Source organism: Streptomyces sp. NPDC029526 (assembly GCF_040637405.1).
Taxonomy (GTDB): Bacteria; Actinomycetota; Actinomycetes; order Streptomycetales; family Streptomycetaceae; genus Streptomyces.
On the sequence record NZ_JBEZWE010000001.1, the window covers coordinates 1,143,779 to 1,162,639 of the forward strand.

The 18,861-nt window shown below is 72.2% G+C and carries 16 protein-coding genes; 12 read left to right on the plus strand and 4 right to left on the minus strand.

Going from position 1 to position 18,861, the window contains the following annotated elements:
* Positions 1–43 precede the first annotated feature (43 nt).
* Complete coding sequence (locus AB0F01_RS05140) at positions 44–763, plus strand: NUDIX domain-containing protein (protein WP_362090017.1); 720 nt, start codon at positions 44–46, stop codon at positions 761–763.
* Between the two features lie 140 nt (positions 764–903).
* Here the strand turns inward: AB0F01_RS05140 and AB0F01_RS05145 are convergent, their stop codons facing one another.
* The 3 genes from AB0F01_RS05145 to AB0F01_RS05155 form a co-directional block, all read right to left on the minus strand.
* Positions 904–1,788: an acyl-CoA thioesterase II gene (locus tag AB0F01_RS05145; RefSeq protein WP_362090019.1), complete on the minus strand. Its 885-nt coding sequence runs from the start codon at positions 1,786–1,788 to the stop codon at positions 904–906.
* A gap of 52 nt (positions 1,789–1,840) precedes the next feature.
* On the minus strand, positions 1,841–2,998 hold the full coding sequence (locus AB0F01_RS05150; RefSeq protein ID WP_362090021.1) for an acyl-CoA dehydrogenase family protein: 1,158 nt from the start codon (positions 2,996–2,998) through the stop codon (positions 1,841–1,843).
* Between the two features lie 224 nt (positions 2,999–3,222).
* Positions 3,223–3,831, minus strand: a complete 609-nt coding sequence (locus AB0F01_RS05155; protein ID WP_362090023.1) for a TetR/AcrR family transcriptional regulator — start codon at positions 3,829–3,831, stop codon at positions 3,223–3,225.
* 87 nt (positions 3,832–3,918) lie between these two features.
* On the opposite strand from AB0F01_RS05155, the gene AB0F01_RS05160 reads away from it, so the two are divergent.
* The 4 genes from AB0F01_RS05160 (at position 3,919) to AB0F01_RS05175 (ending at position 9,717) form a co-directional block, all read left to right on the plus strand.
* Positions 3,919–5,535: a carboxyl transferase domain-containing protein gene (locus AB0F01_RS05160; protein WP_362090025.1), complete on the plus strand. Its 1,617-nt coding sequence runs from the start codon at positions 3,919–3,921 to the stop codon at positions 5,533–5,535.
* Between the two features lie 62 nt (positions 5,536–5,597).
* Complete coding sequence (locus AB0F01_RS05165) at positions 5,598–7,607, plus strand: acetyl-CoA carboxylase biotin carboxylase subunit (RefSeq protein ID WP_362090248.1); 2,010 nt, start codon at positions 5,598–5,600, stop codon at positions 7,605–7,607.
* Positions 7,604–8,551 (plus strand): hydroxymethylglutaryl-CoA lyase, encoded by a 948-nt coding sequence (locus AB0F01_RS05170; RefSeq protein WP_362090027.1) that lies wholly within the window; start codon positions 7,604–7,606, stop codon positions 8,549–8,551. Before AB0F01_RS05165 ends, AB0F01_RS05170 begins: the two co-directional genes overlap by 4 nt.
* Before the next feature lie 5 nt (positions 8,552–8,556).
* Complete coding sequence (locus AB0F01_RS05175) at positions 8,557–9,717, plus strand: acyl-CoA dehydrogenase family protein (protein ID WP_362090029.1); 1,161 nt, start codon at positions 8,557–8,559, stop codon at positions 9,715–9,717.
* Between the two features lie 112 nt (positions 9,718–9,829).
* Here AB0F01_RS05175 and AB0F01_RS05180 read toward each other — a convergent pair whose 3' ends face one another.
* On the minus strand, positions 9,830–10,219 hold the full coding sequence (locus AB0F01_RS05180; RefSeq protein WP_362090031.1) for a hypothetical protein: 390 nt from the start codon (positions 10,217–10,219) through the stop codon (positions 9,830–9,832).
* 139 nt (positions 10,220–10,358) lie between these two features.
* On the opposite strand from AB0F01_RS05180, the gene AB0F01_RS05185 reads away from it, so the two are divergent.
* The 7 genes from AB0F01_RS05185 to AB0F01_RS05215 all read left to right on the plus strand — a co-directional run bounded on the left by AB0F01_RS05185 (position 10,359) and on the right by AB0F01_RS05215 (position 18,858).
* Positions 10,359–11,402, plus strand: a complete 1,044-nt coding sequence (locus AB0F01_RS05185; protein ID WP_362090033.1) for an ABC transporter substrate-binding protein — start codon at positions 10,359–10,361, stop codon at positions 11,400–11,402.
* Between the two features lie 1,066 nt (positions 11,403–12,468).
* Positions 12,469–13,911: a lysine decarboxylase DesA gene (gene desA, locus AB0F01_RS05190; RefSeq protein WP_362090035.1), complete on the plus strand. Its 1,443-nt coding sequence runs from the start codon at positions 12,469–12,471 to the stop codon at positions 13,909–13,911.
* Positions 13,895–15,196, plus strand: a complete 1,302-nt coding sequence (locus tag AB0F01_RS05195; RefSeq protein WP_362090037.1) for a lysine N(6)-hydroxylase/L-ornithine N(5)-oxygenase family protein — start codon at positions 13,895–13,897, stop codon at positions 15,194–15,196. Before desA ends, AB0F01_RS05195 begins: the two co-directional genes overlap by 17 nt.
* On the plus strand, positions 15,193–15,732 hold the full coding sequence (locus AB0F01_RS05200; RefSeq protein WP_362090038.1) for a GNAT family N-acetyltransferase: 540 nt from the start codon (positions 15,193–15,195) through the stop codon (positions 15,730–15,732). Before AB0F01_RS05195 ends, AB0F01_RS05200 begins: the two co-directional genes overlap by 4 nt.
* Positions 15,729–17,501, plus strand: a complete 1,773-nt coding sequence (locus tag AB0F01_RS05205) for an IucA/IucC family siderophore biosynthesis protein (protein ID WP_362090040.1) — start codon at positions 15,729–15,731, stop codon at positions 17,499–17,501. The genes AB0F01_RS05200 and AB0F01_RS05205 overlap by 4 nt, the downstream gene beginning before the upstream one ends.
* Positions 17,502–17,597: 96 nt before the next feature.
* Positions 17,598–18,515, plus strand: coding sequence for a DUF4429 domain-containing protein (locus tag AB0F01_RS05210; protein ID WP_362090042.1), 918 nt, complete (start codon positions 17,598–17,600; stop codon positions 18,513–18,515).
* A gap of 85 nt (positions 18,516–18,600) precedes the next feature.
* The gene (locus AB0F01_RS05215; protein WP_362090043.1) at positions 18,601–18,858 is read left to right on the plus strand and encodes a hypothetical protein; all 258 of its coding nucleotides are present in this window, start codon (positions 18,601–18,603) and stop codon (positions 18,856–18,858) included.
* Positions 18,859–18,861 lie beyond the last annotated feature (3 nt).

Genomic DNA, 18,861 nt, shown 5'->3' on the forward strand with positions numbered 1-18,861 from the left:
CCGGGTGTTCCTGTCAATCGAACAATTAAGTACTCTCCGCTGAATGACGCACGTGTATCGTGAACGCTTGTTGCTGCATGTAACGGCCGACCTGGTCATCCTGACCATCCGTCACAGCGCGCTGCACGTACTGCTCGTCGAACGGGGGACGGAGCCCTTCCGCGGCCGTCTCGCCCTGCCCGGCGGCTTCATGCGCGGGGACGAGACCATCGAGGAAACCGCGGCCAGGGAGCTCCGCGAAGAGACACGGCTCGACGCGGACGCCCTCCACCTGGAACAGCTCGGCGTCTACTCCGCCCCCGATCGCGACCCCAGGGACCGTCGCGTCGTCACCTGCGCCTTCCTGGCGATCGCCCCCCGCCTCCCCGCACCCACCGCGGGCTCCGACGCGCGGGACGCCACCCTGCGCACGGTCGACCCGTTCCTCACCGACGGCGGGTCCCTGGCCTTCGACCACGGCCGGATCCTGCGCGATGCCGTCGAACGGGCCCGCAGCGCCCTCCAGTTCACCACCGTGGCCACCGGCTTCTGCGGCCCCGAGTTCACGGTCAGCGAGCTGCGCGGGGTGTACGAGGCGGTCTGGGGCGTCCGGCTCGACCCCCCGAACTTCCACCGCAAGGTGACGGAGGCCGACGGCTTCCTCACTCCCACCGGGCGTCGGAGCACCGCGCAGGGAGGCCGGCCCGCGGCGCTCTACCGTGCGGGGCCCGCTACGCGACTGACGCCTCCGATGATGCGTCCCCGGTCCCGCGTTCCCGTCTGATCCGCGTCGGCTGTGCGCCCGGGACGTCGCGCAGGACGGCGCCGACGCGGCGGCGGTGCGCGAGCCTTCCGGGCTCGGTGCGCGAACCGCTGCGCCCGGCACCGGAGTCTCCGTGCGGAACGCGCCTCTGCCCCAGGCGCTCAGGAGACGTCCCGGGGAATCCGGACCACGCCCTCCTGGATGACCGACACCGCCAGCCGGCCGTCCTGGGTGTAGATGCGGCCCTGGCCCAGGCCGCGTCCGCCGTGCGCCGACGGGGACTGCTGGTCGTACAGGAGCCACTCGTCGGCCCGGAAGGGGCGGTGGAACCACATGGCGTGGTCCAGGGACGCGCCGACGACGTCACCGACGGCCCAGCCGCCCCGCCCGTGGGCGAGGAGCACCGAGTCCAGCAGCGTCATGTCGGAGACGTAGGTGGCGAGCACCACGTGCAGCAGCGGGTCGTCGGCCTCGCTGTCCAGCTTGCCGTTGGTGCGGAACCAGACCTGGGAGTGCGCCTCGCGCGGCTCGCCGAAGCGGCCGTAGGGCGGCTCGTCGACGTAGCGCAGGTCGACGGCCGCGTGGGCCTGGAGCGACCGCTCGACGACCCGCGGGTCGAGGTGGCCGTACGCGCGCATCCGCTCCTCGGCGGTGGGCAGCGTGGCCGGGTCGCTGGACGGCGGCATGGGCGCCTGGTGGTCCAGGCCCTCCTCGTACGCCTGGAACGACGCCGAGAGGTGGAAGATCGGCTTGCCGTGCTGCACGGCGACCACCCGGCGGGTGGTGAAGGAGCGGCCGTCGCGGATGCGGTCCACGTCGTAGACGATCGGCGCGTCCGGGTCCCCGGGGCGCAGGAAGTACGCGTGCAGGGAGTGGGCGGGCCGGTCCGCCGGGACGGTGCGCCCGGCGGCGACCAGGGCCTGCGCGGCGACCTGCCCGCCGAAGACCCGGGGGACGACGGCGGAGCGGGAGTGGCCGCGGAAGATGTTCTCCTCGATCTGCTCGAGGTCGAGCAGATCGAGGAGCTGTCGGAGTGCCTGACTCATGGGGTTCGGTCGTTACCCGTACGTGCGGGGGCCGGGAGGGGCCCGACGAGTGCTACAGGCCCATGTCCTTTGCGATGATCGACTTCATGATCTCGCTGGTGCCGCCGTAGATGCGGTTGACGCGGTTGTCCGCGTACAGGCGGGCGATCGGGTACTCGTTCATGTACCCGTAGCCGCCGTGCAGCTGGAGGCAGCGGTCGATGACGCGGTGGGCGACCTCGGTGCAGAACAGCTTCGCGGAGGCGGCCTCGGCGGGGGTCAGCTCACCGGCGTCCAGGGCCTCGGTCGCGCGGTCGGCGACGGCCTCGGCGGCGTCCACCTCGGCCTGGCAGGCGGCCAGCTCGAACTTGGTGTTCTGGAAGTGGGCGACCGGCTTGCCGAAGACGGTGCGCTCCTGCACGTACTGCTTGGCGAACCGGACGGCGGCCTTGGCCTGGGCGTAGGCGCCGAAGGCGATGCCCCAGCGCTCGGAGGCCAGGTTGTGGCCGAGGTAGTAGAAGCCCTTGTTCTCCTCGCCGAGCAGGTCCTCGACGGGGACCTTGACGTCGACGAAGGCCAGCTCGGCCGTGTCGGAGGTGCGCAGGCCCAGCTTGTCCAGCTTGCGGCCCACCGAGTAGCCCTCGGACTTGGTGTCCACGGCGAACAGGGAGATGCCATGGCGGCGGTCCTCGGCGGTCGGCGCGGCGGTGCGGGCGCAGACGATGACCTTGTCGGCGTGGACACCGCCGGTGATGAAGGTCTTGGCGCCGTTGAGGACGTAGTGGGAGCCGTCCTCGGAGAGCTTGGCGGTGGTCTTCATGCCCGCGAGGTCGGAGCCGGTGCCCGGCTCCGTCATCGCGATGGCCCACATCTCCTCACCGGTGACGAACTTCGGGAGGTAGCGCTTCTTCTGCTCGTCGGTGGCGAGCATCTTGATGTAGGGCAGGGCCAGCAGGACGTGCACGCCGGAGCCGCCGAACTGGACGCCCGCGCGGGCGGTCTCCTCGTAGAGGACGGCCTCGAACTTGTGGGTGTCCATGCCCGCGCCGCCGTACTCCTCCGGCACGCTGATGCCGAAGACGCCGAGCTCGCCGAGCTGGTAGTAGAAGTCGCGGGGGGCCTGGCCGGCCGCGAACCAGTCGTCGTAGACCGGGACGACCTCGGCCTCGATGAAGGCGCGGATGGTCTCCCGGAACGCCTCGTGGTCCTCGTTGAACAGCGTACGGCGCACGAACGCCCACCGCCCTTCCTCGCGCCCTGCCGGCGCCGCTCTCGCGTACGGGGTTGCTCGCCGCGGATTCCCCGACGGGGACACCGCATGGCTAAGCGCTTGCTCAGATTCCAAGATACCGGCGGGTATCGGCGATCGTCCAGAGCGGGGCGGGCGTAACGCTCGTCACGCGCGGGCCCCGCCGGGCGTCCGGGGCGGACGTTCCGGAAGGGTGCGCGGACCCCTCACTCCCCCGGCTCCCCCGCCCCCGCCGCCTCGAAGGCGCCGCGGGCCATGCGGTGCAGGAGCGCGGCGGTGGCCGCGCGGCCGGGCAGGGCGCCGGGGCGGCCGAGGTGCGGGGTGGAGTTGAGCAGCCCGAACACCGAGTGCACGGCGGACCGGGCGGCGGGCTCGCCGAGGTCCGGGTGGAGGGCCCGGACCACGCCCACCCACAGCTCCACGTACCGGCGCTGGAGCCGGCGCACCAGCTTGCGGTCGGCCTCCCGCAGGCGGTCCAGCTCGCGGTCGTGCAGGGTGATCAGGGGGCGGTCGTCCAGCGCGAAGTCGATGTGCCCCTCGATGAGGGAGTCGAGGACCTCCTCGGCGGGCACCCCGTCGGCCTCCGCGAGGCGCCGCTCGGCGCCGGTGAGCAGCGAGCCGCTGATCCCCACCAGCAGCTCGGCGAGCATCGCGTCCTTGCCCGGGAAGTGGCGGTACAGCCCGGGTCCGCTGATGCCGACCGCGGCACCTATCTCGTCGACCCCGACGCCGTGGAAACCGCGCTCGGCGAACAGCCGCGCGGCCTCCTTGAGGATCTGCTCGCGGCGGGTCGGGGCGTCGGTTCTGGTGGCCATGAGGACGATTCTAGACAGCGAGGTTAGCGGTCGTTAACCTGAGGGAAATGCGTTAACGCTCATTAACAAGGTGAGGGGACCCGCAGGATGCATGAGGCACCGGAGCTTCACAGCGCGGCCGATCCCGCGTCCGAGGCCTTTCGGGCCAACGAGGAGGCGCACCGCGCCCTCGTGGCGGAGCTGCGCGCCAAGCTGGCCGCCGCCGAGCTCGGGGGCGGCGAGCGGGCCCGCGCGCGGCACACCGCGCGCGGCAAGCTGCTGCCGCGTGAGCGCGTGGACACGCTCCTCGACCCCGGCTCGCCCTTCCTGGAGCTGGCCCCGCTGGCCGCCGACGGGATGTACGAGGGGCAGGCCCCGGCCGCCGGGGTGATCGCCGGCATCGGCAGGATCAGCGGCCGTGAGTGCGTGGTGGTGGCCAACGACGCCACCGTCAAGGGCGGCACGTACTACCCGATGACGGTGAAGAAGCACCTGCGGGCGCAGGAGGTGGCGCTCGACAACCGCCTGCCCTGCGTCTACCTGGTCGACTCCGGCGGGGCGTTCCTGCCGATGCAGGACGAGGTGTTCCCCGACCGGGACCACTTCGGGCGGATCTTCTACAACCAGGCCCGGATGTCCGGCGCCGGGATCCCGCAGATCGCGGCGGTGCTCGGCTCCTGCACGGCGGGCGGGGCGTACGTCCCGGCGATGAGCGACGAGGCGGTGATCGTGCGCAACCAGGGCACGATCTTCCTCGGCGGCCCGCCGCTGGTGAAGGCGGCCACCGGTGAGGTCGTCACGGCGGAGGAGCTGGGCGGCGGCGAGGTGCACTCCCGGGTGTCCGGCGTGACGGACCACCTCGCGGAGGACGACGCGCACGCGCTGCGGACGGTGCGCACCATCGTCTCCACGCTGCCCGCGCGCGGCCCGCTGCCGTGGAGCGTCGGGGCGCCGGTGGAGCCGAAGGTGGACCCGGCGGGCCTGTACGGGGCGGTGCCGGTGGACTCCCGCACCCCCTACGACGTGCGGGAGATCATCGCGCGGGTGGTGGACGGCTCCCGGTTCGCGGAGTTCAAGGCGGAGTTCGGGCAGACCCTGGTGACCGGCTTCGCCCGGATCCACGGCCACCCGGTGGGGATCGTCGCCAACAACGGCATCCTGTTCTCCGAGTCCGCCCAGAAGGGCGCCCACTTCATCGAGCTGTGCGACCAGCGCGGGATCCCGCTGGTGTTCCTGCAGAACATCTCCGGCTTCATGGTCGGCCGGGACTACGAGGCGGGCGGCATCGCCAAGCACGGCGCCAAGATGGTCACGGCGGTCGCGTGCACGCGGGTGCCGAAGCTGACGGTGGTGGTCGGCGGGTCGTACGGCGCGGGCAACTACTCGATGTGCGGCCGGGCGTACTCGCCCCGCTTCCTGTGGATGTGGCCCAACGCCAAGATCTCGGTGATGGGCGGCGAGCAGGCCGCCTCGGTGCTGGCCACCGTCAAGCGGGACCAGCTGGAGGGCCGCGGCGAGGAGTGGTCGGCCGAGGAGGAGGACGCCTTCAAGGCCCCGATCCGCGCCCAGTACGAGCAGCAGGGCAACGCCTACTACGCGACGGCCCGGCTGTGGGACGACGGGGTGATCGACCCGATGGAGACCCGGCAGGTCCTGGGCCTGGCCCTGACCGCGTGCGCCAACGCGCCACTGAGTGACCCTCAGTTCGGCGTCTTCCGGATGTGAGGGGACCGATGACGATGACAGCTCTGACGACAGACCCGGCCGCGGGCGGGACGGCGCCGCGGATGTTCGACACGGTCCTGGTGGCCAACCGGGGCGAGATCGCGGTCCGCGTCATCCGCACCCTGCGGGCGATGGGCGTGCGCGCGGTGGCGGTGTACTCCGACGCGGACGCCGACGCCCGGCACGTGCGGGAGGCCGACACGGCCGTCCGGATCGGAGCGGCGCCGGCGGCGGAGAGCTACCTGTCGGTGGAGCGGCTGCTGGAGGCCGCCGCCCGCACCGGCGCGCAGGCGGTGCACCCGGGGTACGGCTTCCTCGCCGAGAACGCCGCCTTCGCGCGGGCCTGCGCCGAGGCCGGCCTGGTGTTCGTCGGCCCGCCGGCCGAGGCGATCTCCCTGATGGGCGACAAGATCCGCGCCAAGGAGACGGTGAAGGCGGCCGGGGTGCCGGTGGTGCCCGGGTCCAGTGGCAGCGGCCTGAGCGACGCACAGCTCGTGGAGGCGGCCCGCGGGATCGGCATGCCGGTGCTGCTGAAGCCGTCGGCGGGCGGTGGCGGCAAGGGCATGCGCCGGGTGCGGGACGAGGAGCGGCTGGCCGAGGAGATCGCCGCCGCCCGCCGCGAGGCCCGCGCCTCCTTCGGTGACGACACGCTGCTGGTGGAGCGGTGGATCGACCGCCCCCGGCACATCGAGATCCAGGTGCTGGCGGACGGCCACGGGAACGTGGTGCACCTGGGCGAGCGCGAGTGCTCCCTCCAGCGCCGCCACCAGAAGATCATCGAGGAGGCGCCCAGTGTGCTCCTCGACGAGAAGACCCGCGCGGCGATGGGCGAGGCGGCCGTCCAGGCGGCCCGCTCCTGCGGCTACCGGGGCGCGGGCACGGTGGAGTTCATCGTCCCGGGCGACGACCCGGCCTCCTACTACTTCATGGAGATGAACACCCGCCTCCAGGTGGAGCACCCGGTCACCGAGCTGATCACCGGCCTGGACCTGGTCGAGTGGCAGCTGCGGGTGGCGGCGGGCGAACCGCTGGCGTTCGGGCAGGACGGCGTCCGGCTCACCGGCCACGCGGTGGAGGCCCGGATCTGCGCCGAGGACCCGGCCCGCGGCTTCCTGCCCTCCGGCGGCACGGTGCTCTCGCTCCACGAGCCGCAGGGCGACGGCGTGCGCACCGATTCCGGGCTCGGTGAGGGCACCGAGGTCGGCAGCCTGTACGACCCGATGCTGTCCAAGGTGATCGCCTACGGCCCGGACCGGGCGAGCGCGCTGCGCACCCTGCGGGCGGCCCTGGCCCGGACGGTCACCCTGGGCGTGCAGACCAACGCCGGGTTCCTGCGGCGGCTGCTCGCGCACCCCGCGGTGGTGGCCGGCGACCTGGACACCGGGCTGGTGGAGCGCGAGGCGGGCGCACTGGTGACGGACGAGGTGCCGGCCGAGGCGTACGCGGCGGCGGCCCTGCTGCGGCAGCGCGCCCTCGCGGCCCCGGCGGACGGCTCCGGTTGGGCCGACCCGTTCGCCGCCACGAGCGGCTGGCGGCTGGGCGGGCGGCGGGCGTGGGCCGCGCACCACCTGCGCGTCCCGGGCCGCGACCCGGTGACCGTGCGGGTCCGCGAGACGGCCGACGGCGGCACGGAACTGCTGCTGCCGGGCGCCGACGCCCCCGTGCGGGGCTCCGCGGGCGTGCTGGACAGCAGCGGGTTCACCTTCGCGCTGGACGGCGTCACCCACACCTTCGCCGCGCTGCCGGACGGCACCTGGCTGGGCCGGGACGGCGACGCCTGGCAGGTGCGGGACCACGACCCGGTCGAGGAGTCCCTCAGCCGGGCCGGCCGGGCCGGCGCCGACTCGCTGACCGCGCCCATGCCGGGCACGGTGACGGTGGTGAAGGTCGCCGTCGGCGACACCGTGGACGCCGGTCAGAGCCTGCTGGTGGTGGAGGCCATGAAGATGGAGCACGTCGTCTCCGCCCCGCACGCGGGCACGGTCACCGAGCTGGACGTGGCCCCCGGCACCACGGTCGCCATGGACCAGGTGCTGGCGGTCATCGCCCCGGCGGAGGAGGAGACGGCATGAACGCGCACGACCTGGGGCTGCCGATGGCCGTACCGGCCGAGGGCCTGCCCGCCCGGGTCCGCATCCACGAGGTGGGCGCCCGCGACGGGCTCCAGAACGAGCAGGGCGTCGTCCCGGTGGAGGTGAAGGCGGAGTTCATCCGCCGCCTCGCCGGGGCGGGCCTGACCACGATCGAGGCGACCAGCTTCGTGCACCCCAAGTGGGTCCCCCAGCTGGCGGACGCCGAGGAGCTGTTCCCGCGGGTGAGCGACCTCGCCGTGGATCTGCCCGTGCTGGTGCCCAACGAGCGCGGGCTGGACCGCGCGCTGGCGCTCGGCGCCCGCCGGGTGGCGGTGTTCGCCAGTGCCACGGAGTCCTTCGCCCGCGCCAACCTCAACCGCTCGCTGGACGAGGCGCTCGCCATGTTCGAGCCGGTGGTCCGGCGGGCCAAGGCGGACGACGTGCACGTGCGGGGCTATCTGTCGATGTGCTTCGGCGACCCCTGGGAGGGCGCGGTCGAGGTCGGGCAGGTGGTCCGGGTCTGCCGGGCCCTGCTGGACATGGGCTGCGACGAACTCAGCCTCGGCGACACCATCGGCGTGGCGACCCCGGGCCATGTGAGCGCGCTGCTCGACGCCCTGGCAGCCGAGGGCGTGCCGGTCGGCGTGGTGGGCGTGCACTTCCACGACACCTACGGCCAGGCCCTGTCCAACACCCTGACCGCGCTGCGGCACGGCGTCACCACCGTGGACGCCTCGGCCGGCGGGCTCGGCGGCTGCCCGTACGCGAAGTCCGCCACCGGAAACCTCGCCACCGAAGACCTGGTGTGGATGCTGCGCGGTCTCGGCATCGACACCGGCGTCGACCTCGGCCGCCTCGTCGCCACCAGCGCGTGGATGGCCGGACACCTGGGCCGACCCAGCCCGTCCCGCACCGTACGAGCCCTCTCCCACCAGGAGCAGTGACGACCATGGACCACAAGCTCTCCCCCGAACTGGAAGAACTCCGCCGCACCGTGGAGGAGTTCGCGCACGACGTGGTGGCGCCGAAGATCGGCGACTTCTACGAGCGGCACGAGTTCCCGTACGAGATCGTGCGGGAGATGGGCCGCATGGGCCTGTTCGGCCTGCCGTTCCCGGAGGAGTACGGCGGCATGGGCGGCGACTACTTCGCGCTCGGGGTGGCCCTGGAGGAACTGGCCCGGGTGGACTCGTCGGTGGCCATCACGCTGGAGGCGGGGGTGTCGCTGGGCGCGATGCCGCTGCACCTGTTCGGCACCGAGGAGCAGAAGCGGACCTGGCTGCCGCGCCTGTGCTCGGGCGAGATACTGGGCGCGTTCGGGCTGACCGAGCCGGACGGCGGCAGCGACGCGGGCGCGACCCGCACCACGGCGCGGCTGGACGAGGCGACGAACGAGTGGGTGATCAACGGCACCAAGTGCTTCATCACCAACTCGGGCACCGACATCACGGGTCTGGTGACGGTCACCGCGGTCACCGGCCGCAAGCCGGACGGCAAGCCGCTGATCTCGGCGATCATCGTCCCGTCGGGCACCCCGGGCTTCACGGTGGCCGCCCCGTACTCGAAGGTCGGCTGGAACGCCTCGGACACCCGGGAGCTGTCCTTCCAGGACGTGCGGGTCCCGGCGGCGAACCTGCTGGGCGAGGAGGGGCGCGGCTACGCGCAGTTCCTGCGGATCCTCGACGAGGGCCGGATCGCCATCGCGGCGCTGGGCACGGGCCTGGCGCAGGGCTGCGTGGACGAGTCGGTGAAGTACGCCAAGGAGCGGCACGCCTTCGGCCGGCCGATCGGCGCCAACCAGGCGATCCAGTTCAAGATCGCGGACATGGAGATGAAGGCCCACACGGCCCGGCTGGCGTGGCGGGACGCGGCGAGCCGGCTGGTCGCCGGGGATCCGTTCAAGAAGGAGGCGGCGCTGGCGAAGCTGTACTCCTCGACGGTCGCGGTGGACAACGCCCGGGAGGCCACGCAGATCCACGGCGGGTACGGCTTCATGAACGAGTACCCGGTGGCGCGGATGTGGCGCGACTCGAAGATCCTGGAGATCGGCGAGGGCACGAGCGAGGTGCAGCGGATGCTCATCGCGCGGGAGTTGGGGCTGACGGGCTGATCCCCGCCCTTCCGCCGGTCCGGCGGGCGGTCCACCACGGCCCGCCCGCCGACCTCCGACCTGCCCGCCGCTGTGCTCACCGCCGTGATTACCGCCGTGCTCACCGCCGTGTTCAGCCCTCGACGACGTAGAACAGCGTCGTCAGGAACACCATGGGGGTGAGCACCAGGGCCGCGCCGACGGCCCAGTAGCGGCATCGGGAGACCCCCTTGACGGTCCCGCGGGCGAGGGAGCCGAGGGGCAGCCACAGGGCCAGGAAGACGGCCCACACCGGCACGAGGAGCACCAGCCAGGGCAACGCGCCGTCATTGTCGGTGGGTTCGCGGGACGTCAGGCCCCATGCGGCCAGCGGGTGGCTCACCAGGAACATCATCGACAGCCACAGCGGCACCAGAGCCACCACGCCGAGGATCAGGTGCACGGCCACGGGCGGGCCCCATCGGCGTATCGCGTCCATCGTCTCCCCCTCGGCGTGACCGGGATCACGGTACCGGGACGGCATGTCCGGGTTCCTGCGGGGGGATGCATCCGGCGGCCCCCTGGACAAGCTCTGAGGTTAGGCTAACCTAAGGCTGTTTCCGGCCCGGGGGCCCGCGATCGCGCACCCTCCGGCTCCCGTACGCACGAAAGCAGACCGCCCCATGTCGCATTCCACAACCGCCCGCCTCTCCCGTCGCGGACTGCTCACCGCCGGCGGTGTCCTCGGACTCGGCGCCGTGCTCGCGGCCTGTGGGAACGACGACGCGAAAAGCGGCGGCTCGGAGTCGAAGAAGGACACCGGGTCCGGCCCCTGGAGCTTCAAGGACGACCGCGGCACCACGGTGAAGCTGGACAAGGTGCCCGCGAACATCGTCGCGTTCACCGGTGTCGCCGCCGCGCTGTACGACTACGGCATCCAGGTCAAGGGCGTGTTCGGCCCGACCGAGACCAAGGACGGCAAGGCCGACGTCCAGGCCGGCGACATGGACATCAGCAAGGTGACCATCCTGGGCAACGTCTGGGACCAGTTCAACGTCGAGAAGTACGCGACCCTGGCGCCCGACGTGCTCATCTCCACGATGTTCGACGACACCGGCACCCTCTGGTACGTCCCCGAGGCGTCCAAGGACAAGATCGCCAAGCTGGCCCCGAGCGTCGGCATCTCCGTCTACGACCGTCAGCTGACCGGCCCGCTCGAGCGCATGTGGGAGCTGGCCGAGTCGCTCGGCGGCGACATGAAGGCGGCGAAGGCGACCGACGCCAAGAAGCGCTTCGAGGCGGCCTCGGAGCGGCTGCGCAAGGCCGTCAAGGCGAACCCCGGCATCAAGGTGATGGCCGGCTCCGCGAGCCAGGAGATCTTCTACGTCTCCGGCACCAACCTCTCCATCGACCTGGAGTACTTCAAGGCCCTCGGCGTGGACTTCGTCGAGCCGCCGGAGAAGGCCAAGGCCGAGGGCGGCGGCTGGTTCGAGAGCCTGAGCTGGGAGAACGTCGACAAGTACCCGGCCGACATCATCATGATGGACGACCGCACCTCGGCCATCCAGCCCGCCGACATCACCGAGGCGACCTGGAAGAAGCTGCCCGCCGTCAAGGCCGGCCAGGTCATCCCGCGCGCCGCCGAGCCGATCCTGTCGTACGACAAGTGCGTGCCAATCGTGGAGCGTCTCGCCGAGGCCATCGAGAAGGCCAAGAAGGTCAGCTGACCCCACGTCCGGAGCGCCCCCGCCCCGCACCCGCCCGCGAGGCCGCCCCCGTGCCCCCTGCCGCAGCCGCCCCGTCCCGCCTCTCCGCCCCGCGGGAGGTACGGACGAGGCGGCTCGGCCCGTCCCGGGTGCGGACCTCCGCACCGCCCGGCGCACCGCCCGGAGCACCGCCCGGAGCCCGGTCCCCGGCCGCGCTCGCCGCGCCCGGGGACCGGGCGCTCCTCGGGCCCACCGTCGCCGACGACGGCGCCCTCCACTGCCTCCACTGCCGGCCGCCCGAGGACACCGCTGCGGTGCCGCTGCGGGCCGACGGGACGGGACCGCGCCGCCCGCGGTGACGGATCCCTGAGCCACTGCCGGCCGGGCCCCCCGGGCCGCGCCTGGCTCGACGTGCCGTACGCCCGTGACGTGGTGGACGTAAGGCACCTGGCACCCCGGCCGGGACCGGGCCGAGGCCGAGATCAGCCGGATCGGGCGGGACGACCCGCCTCCGGGCCAGGACGCCCCCGGTGGACTGGACGCCCGCCTCCGGGCCAGGACGCCCGCCCGGTGGACTGGACGCCCGCCTCCGGGCCAGGACGCTCCCGGGGGCCTGGCGCGCCCCGGGAGACCGGACGCCCCGCGCGCCGAACCCCGTGCCGGCCAACCCCGTTCCCCGTCGACGCTGGACGGCGTCCGCCGCGCCACACACCTCCGCACGGAACGGGCCTCCGCAGGGCCGCCGGTGAGCCGGCGGTGTGCAGCGCCCGCGGCGGCACCGCGCCGGGCGACGCGGCACGACCGGCGCCGCGTGACGTCCGCGGCGTACCGGCGGTACGGGACGACCGAGGGGCCGGCGCGCGAACAGGGCGGATTCTGGACGCAGTTGGTGCGGAACCGGCCCTTCGGCCGTGACCGCGGTCACGATGGACACCCGAAGGTCCCCAACAGCCTGAGGTTAGGCTAACCTAAGTCGCGCTTCGGCCTCGCGCCGTGCGCCGCCCCGGACCGCTCCCCGACCCGCGCCGTACCGTGCCCCGGCCCGCTCTTCCCACGCACCGGACCGTCCCCACCGGAGGACCCCCACATGCGCTCGCACCTGCTCAACGACACCACCGCGGAGCAGTACCGCAGGTCCGTCACCCTAGGAGTCGAGCGGGTGGCCGCCAGACTGGCCGCCACCGAACGGCCGTTCACCGGCGTCACGGCCGACAACCTCTCCCCCCTCATCGAGCGGATCGACCTCGACCGCCCCCTGCTCGACACCACGGCCGCGCTCGACGAACTGGAGGACGTCTACCTCCGGGACGCCGTCTACTTCCACCACCCCCGCTACCTCGCCCACCTCAACTGCCCGGTCGTCATCCCGGCCGTGCTCGGCGAGGCGGTGATCTCCGCCCTCAACTCCTCGCTGGACACCTGGGACCAGTCCGCCGGCGGCACCCTGATCGAGCGCAAGCTGATCGACTGGACCGCCGCCCGCATCGGTCTGGGGCCCGCCGCCGACGGGGTGTTCACCTCCGGCGGCACCCAGTCCAACCTCCAGGCGCTGCTGCTGGCCCGCGAGGAGGCCAAGACCGACGCCCCCGCGCGGCTGCGCGTCTTCACCTCCGAGGTCAGCCACTTCAGCGTGCAGAAGTCCGCGAAGCTGCTGGGCCTCGGACCGGACGCGGTGGTGTCCCTCCCCGTGGACCAGGACAAGCGCCTGCAGACCGTCGCCCTGGCCCGGGAGTTGGAGCGCTGCGCCGCCGAGGGCCTGGTCCCGATGGCGGTCGTCGCCACCGCGGGCACCACCGACTTCGGCTCCATCGACCCGCTGCCGGAGATCGCCGAGCTGTGCGAGCGGTACGGCACGTGGCTGCACGTGGACGCCGCCTACGGCTGCGGCCTGCTCACCTCGCTGAGGAACCGGGACCGCCTGGCGGGCATCGAGTGCGCCGACTCGGTGACCGTGGACTACCACAAGTCCTTCTTCCAGCCGGTCAGTTCGTCCGCCGTGCTGGTGCGCGACGCGGCCACCCTGCGGCACGCCACCTACCACGCGGAATACCTCAATCCGCGCCGGACGGTGACCGAGCGGATCCCCAACCAGGTCGACAAGTCCCTGCAGACCACCCGCCGCTTCGACGCGCTCAAGCTGTGGATGACGCTGCGGGTGATGGGCGCCGACGGCATCGGCGCCCTGTTCGACGAGGTCTGCGACCTGGCCGCCGAGGGCTGGAAGCTGCTCGACGCCGACCCCCGCTACGACGTGGTCGTCGAACCCTCGCTGTCCACCCTCGTCTTCCGCTACGTCCCGGCCGCCGTCACCGACCCGGCCGAGATCGACCGGGCCAACCTCTACGCCCGCAAAGCGCTGTTCGCCTCCGGGGACGCCGTCGTCGCCGGCACCAAGGTCGCCGGGCGGCACTACCTGAAGTTCACCCTGCTGAACCCCGAGACCACGACGGCCGACATCACCGCCGTCCTCGACCTGATCGCCGGCCACGCCGAGCAGTACCTGGGAGAGTCCCTTGACCGCGCTTCCTGACGCCGAAGCCACCACCGGCACCGTCCACGACTTCGTGGGGATCGGGCTGGGCCCCTTCAACCTGGGCCTGGCCTGCCTCACCGAGCCGATCGGCGAACTGAACGGGGTGTTCCTGGAGTCCAAGCCGGACTTCGAGTGGCACGCCGGGATGTTCCTCGACGGCGCCCACCTGCAGACGCCGTTCATGTCGGACCTGGTCACGCTCGCGGACCCGACGTCCCCGTACTCCTTCCTCAACTACCTGAAGGAGAAGGGCCGGCTGTACTCGTTCTACATCCGGGAGAACTTCTACCCGCTGCGCGTGGAGTACGACGACTACTGCCGCTGGGCCGCCGCGCAGCTGAGCAGCATCCGCTTCGGCACCACGGTCACCGAGGTGACCTACGAGGAGGCCGACGGGGTGTACGCGGTCCGCACCGGCGCCGGGGACACCTACCGGGCACGGCACCTGGTGCTGGGCACCGGCACCGTCCCGTACGTGCCCGAGCCGTGCCGCGGGCTGGAGGGCGGCCTGTTCCACAACGCGCAGTACGTGCACCGGCGGGACGAGCTGTTCGACAAGGAGTCGATCACGATCGTCGGCAGCGGGCAGAGCGCCGCCGAGATCTACCACGAGCTGCTGTCCGGGATCGACGAGCACGGCTACCGGCTCAACTGGGTCACCCGCTCCCCGCGGTTCTTCCCGCTGGAGTACACCAAGCTGACCCTGGAGATGACCTCCCCGGACTACATCGACTACTTCCGCGCGCTGCCGGAGGAGACCCGCTACCGGCTGGAGAAGCAGCAGAAGGGCCTCTTCAAGGGCATCAACTCCGAGCTCGTCGACGCGATCTTCGACCTGCTGTACCAGAAGAACGTGGAGAGCCGCGGCCGGGGCGTCCCCACCCGCCTGCTCACCAACTCCTCGCTGGTCTCGGCGCGTTACCAGGACGGCGGCTACACGCTCGGCTTCCACCAGGACGAGCAGGACAAGGACTTCGAGATCCGCACCGAGGGCCTGGTGCTGGCCACCGGCTACCACTACGAGCCGCCCGCCTTCCTGGAACCCGTCCGCGACCGGCTGCGGCTGGACGGCCACGGCCGCTTCGACGTGGCCCGCAACTACGCCATCGACGTGACCGGCCGCGGCGTGTTCCTGCAGAACGCCGGGGTGCACACGCACAGCGTGACCAGCCCCGACCTGGGGATGGGCCCGTACCGCAACAGCTCCATCATCCGCGAGCTGCTGGGCCGCGAGGTCTACCCGGTCGAGAAGTCCATCGCGTTCCAGGAGTTCTCCGTATGACCATCGGCACCTTCACCTTCCGCCCGCTGGACCCGCTGCGCGACGCGGAGCTGCTGCACGGCTGGGTGACGCACCCCAAGGCCGCGTTCTGGATGATGCAGGACGCGACCCGGCAGGACGTCGAGCGCGAGTACCTGCGCATCGCCGCCCACCAGCACCACCACGCCCACCTGGGCCTGCACGACGGCGAACCGGCGTTCCTGATGGAGCGCTACGACCCCCGGTACGTCGAACTCACCGGCCTGTACGACCCCGAGCCGGGGGACGTCGGCATGCACTTCCTGGTCGCCCCCACGGACCGGCCGGTGCACGGGTTCACCCGGGCCGTCATCACCGCCGTGATGGAGGAGCTGTTCGCCGACCCGGCCACCCGCAGGGTCGTGGTGGAGCCGGACGTCGGCAACAAGGCCGTGCACGCGCTGAACGAGGCCGTCGGCTTCGTCCCCGAGCGTGAGATCGACAAGCCGGAGAAGCGCGCGCTGCTGAGCTTCTGCACGCGCGAGCAGTTCGAGGCCGCCCGAGGAGCAACCGCATGACCCCGTCCGACGCCGTGGCGCACCTGTCCCCCGAGCTGTGGGCGCGGGCCAACCGCCTGCTGGTCCGCAAGGCGCTCGCCGAGTTCGCGCACGAGCGGCTCATCACCCCCGAGGCCGCCGGCGACGGCGGCTACGTCGTGCGGAGCGACGACGGCCTGACGGAGTACCGCTTCACCGCCGTCCGCCGGGCCCTGGACCACTGGCAGGTGGACGCCGGGTCGATATCCCGGCACCGGGGCGAGGCCGAACTCCCGCTGGAGGCGCTGGACCTCGTCATCGAGCTGCAGAAGTCGCTGGGGCTGAGCGACGAGGTGCTGCCGGTGTACCTGGAGGAGATCTCCTCCACCCTCTCCGGCACCTGCTACAAGCTGACCAAGCCGCAGGTCACCTCGGCCGAGCTGGCCGGCGCCGGGTTCCAGGCCATCGAGACCGGCATGACCGAGGGCCACCCCTGCTTCGTCGCCAACAACGGGCGGCTCGGCTTCGGCGTCGACGAGTACCGGGCGTACGCGCCGGAGGCGGCGGCCCCGGTGAGGCTGGTGTGGCTGGCCGCGCACCGCTCGCGGGCCGCGTTCACGGCGGGCGTCGGCATCGAGTACGAGTCGTTCGTCCGCCAAGAGCTGGGCGCCGGCACCGTGGCCCGCTTCGAGGGCGTGCTGCGCGGGCAGGGCCTGGACCCGGCCGACTACCTGCTGATCCCGGTCCACCCCTGGCAGTGGTGGAACAAGCTCACCGTCACCTTCGCCGCCGAGGTCGCCCGCCGTCACCTGGTGTGCCTCGGGGAGGGCGACGACGAGTACCTGGCGCAGCAGTCCATCCGGACCTTCTTCAACACCTCGCACCCCGAGAAGCACTACGTGAAGACGGCCCTGTCGGTGCTGAACATGGGGTTCATGCGCGGCCTGTCCGCCGCCTACATGGAGGCCACCCCGGCCATCAACGACTGGCTGGCCCGGCTCATCGAGGGCGACCCGGTGCTGCGGTCGACGGGCCTGTCGATCATCCGGGAGCGGGCCGCGGTCGGGTACCGGCACCTGGAGTACGAGCGGGCGACGGACCGCTCCTCGCCGTACCGCAAGATGCTGGCCGCGCTGTGGCGGGAGAGCCCGGTGGCCTCGCTGGGCGAGGGCGAGTCACTGGCCACCATGGCGTCCCTGGTCCACGTGGACCACGAGGGCTCCTCCTTCGCGGGCGCCCTCATCGAGCGGTCGGGACTCGCCCCGGCCGAGTGGCTGCGGCACTACCTGGACGCCTACTACACCCCGCTGCTGCACTGCTTCTACGCCTACGACCTGGCGTTCATGCCGCACGGCGAGAACGTGATCCTGGTGCTGCGCGACGGGGTCGTGCGGCGGGCGGTCTACAAGGACATCGCCGAGGAGATCGTGGTGATGGACCCGGACGCGGTGCTGCCGCCGGAGGTGACCCGGATCCGCGTGGAGGTCCCCGAGGACCAGAAGCTGCTGTCCGTCTTCACCGACGTCTTCGACTGCTTCTTCCGGTTCCTGGCCTCCGACCTGGCCGCCGAGGGCATCCTCAGCGAGGACGACTTCTGGCGGACGGTCGCCGAGGTCACCCGCGCCTACCAGGCGTCGGTGCCCGAACTGGCCGACAAGTTCGCCCAGTACGACCTGTTCGCGCCCGAGTTCGCGCTGTCCTGCCTCAACCGGCTGCAACTGCGCAACAACCGGCAGATGGTGGACCTCGCGGATCCGTCCGGCGCGCTCCAGCTGGTCGGCACCCTGGAGAACCCGCTCGCGGGGCGCTGACCCCACCGGCCCGGCGGGCACCCCGGAGTACGGTCCTCCGGGGTGCCCGTCACCGGGCCGGGGCCCGGGGCGCCGCTCGGGTGAAAGAATCTCTCCATGGTGGAAATCATCCAGAAGGACGGCACCTGGACGTTCGACGGGGAGACCCTGCGGCTGACGCCCGGCCATGACAAGAGCGTCGGCCTGCTGCGTCGCACGCTCGGTGAACTTCAGGTACCACTGCGGGCGTTGGCGGGCATCTCGTTCGAGCACGGCAAGAAGGCGGGACGTCTCAGACTGCGGCTGCGGGACGGTGCCGACCCCCTGCTGCAGGTGTCCGGGGGCCGGCTGACCGAGCCGCACGACCCCTACCAGCTGGTCGTCGAACCCGACCGGTACGGCGTCGCCGAGTACGTCACCGAAGAGGTCCGCAACGCCCTGCTGCTGGACCGGGTTCCCACCGACCCGGTCGACGCCTACCTGCTGCCCGGGCCGTCCCTGCCGCTGTCGGTGTCCGCCGGAGACGGCACGGTGAGCTTCGACGGCGAGCAGGTCCGCCTGGAGTGGAACTGGAAGACCGAGGACGCCAAGGCCGCCTCCGGGGCCCGCACGCTCGCCCTCACCGACATAGCCGCCGTGGAGTGGCTGCCCGCGGCCGGACTGGAGAACGGCCACCTCCGGTTCGTGGTGCGCCACGCCCCCACCAAGACGCCGGCCAAGTACGACCCGAACGCGGTGGAGCTGTGGGGCTTCAAGAAGGACCCGCTGATGGCGCTGGTCGCCGCCGCCGTGCAGGTCCGGCTGCCGCATCCGGCGGCCCGGGACACCGAGGGCGCCCGCACGGAGCGGGACGGTGTCCCGGCCCTGACCGGCGCGGGCGCCGCACCGGCCGTCCCGGCCCCCGCCGCACCGGCCGAGGACGGGCACGACGCCCTGCTGCGCCGGCTGCGCGAGCTGGGTGAGCTGCACCGGTCCGGGGTGCTGACGGACGAGGAGTTCGCCCTGGCGAAGCAGGCGATCCTCAAGCGGATGTAGGCCCTCAACGGCCAATCGGACGCAGTCCTGCCCGATATCGGGCAGATTTCTTGCGCAGGGCCCCGCCATACTTCAGGATCGTCGGGTGCACGACGAACTTGTTGACCACCTGGCGCGGTCCACGCCCCTCAGCCGGGGCGAGGCGCTGCGTGTGGTCCAGGACGTGCTCGCCTACTTCGACGAGACGACCGAGCAGTTCGTCCGTCGCCGCCACCGGGAGCTCCAGGCCCAGGGCCTGGTCAACGCGGCGATCTTCGAGCGGATCGCGGCGGACCTCGGACACCGGGCGGTGGCCCCGCCGGAGCTCTCGCTCCGGCAACTGCGCCGCATCGTCTACGGCTGAACC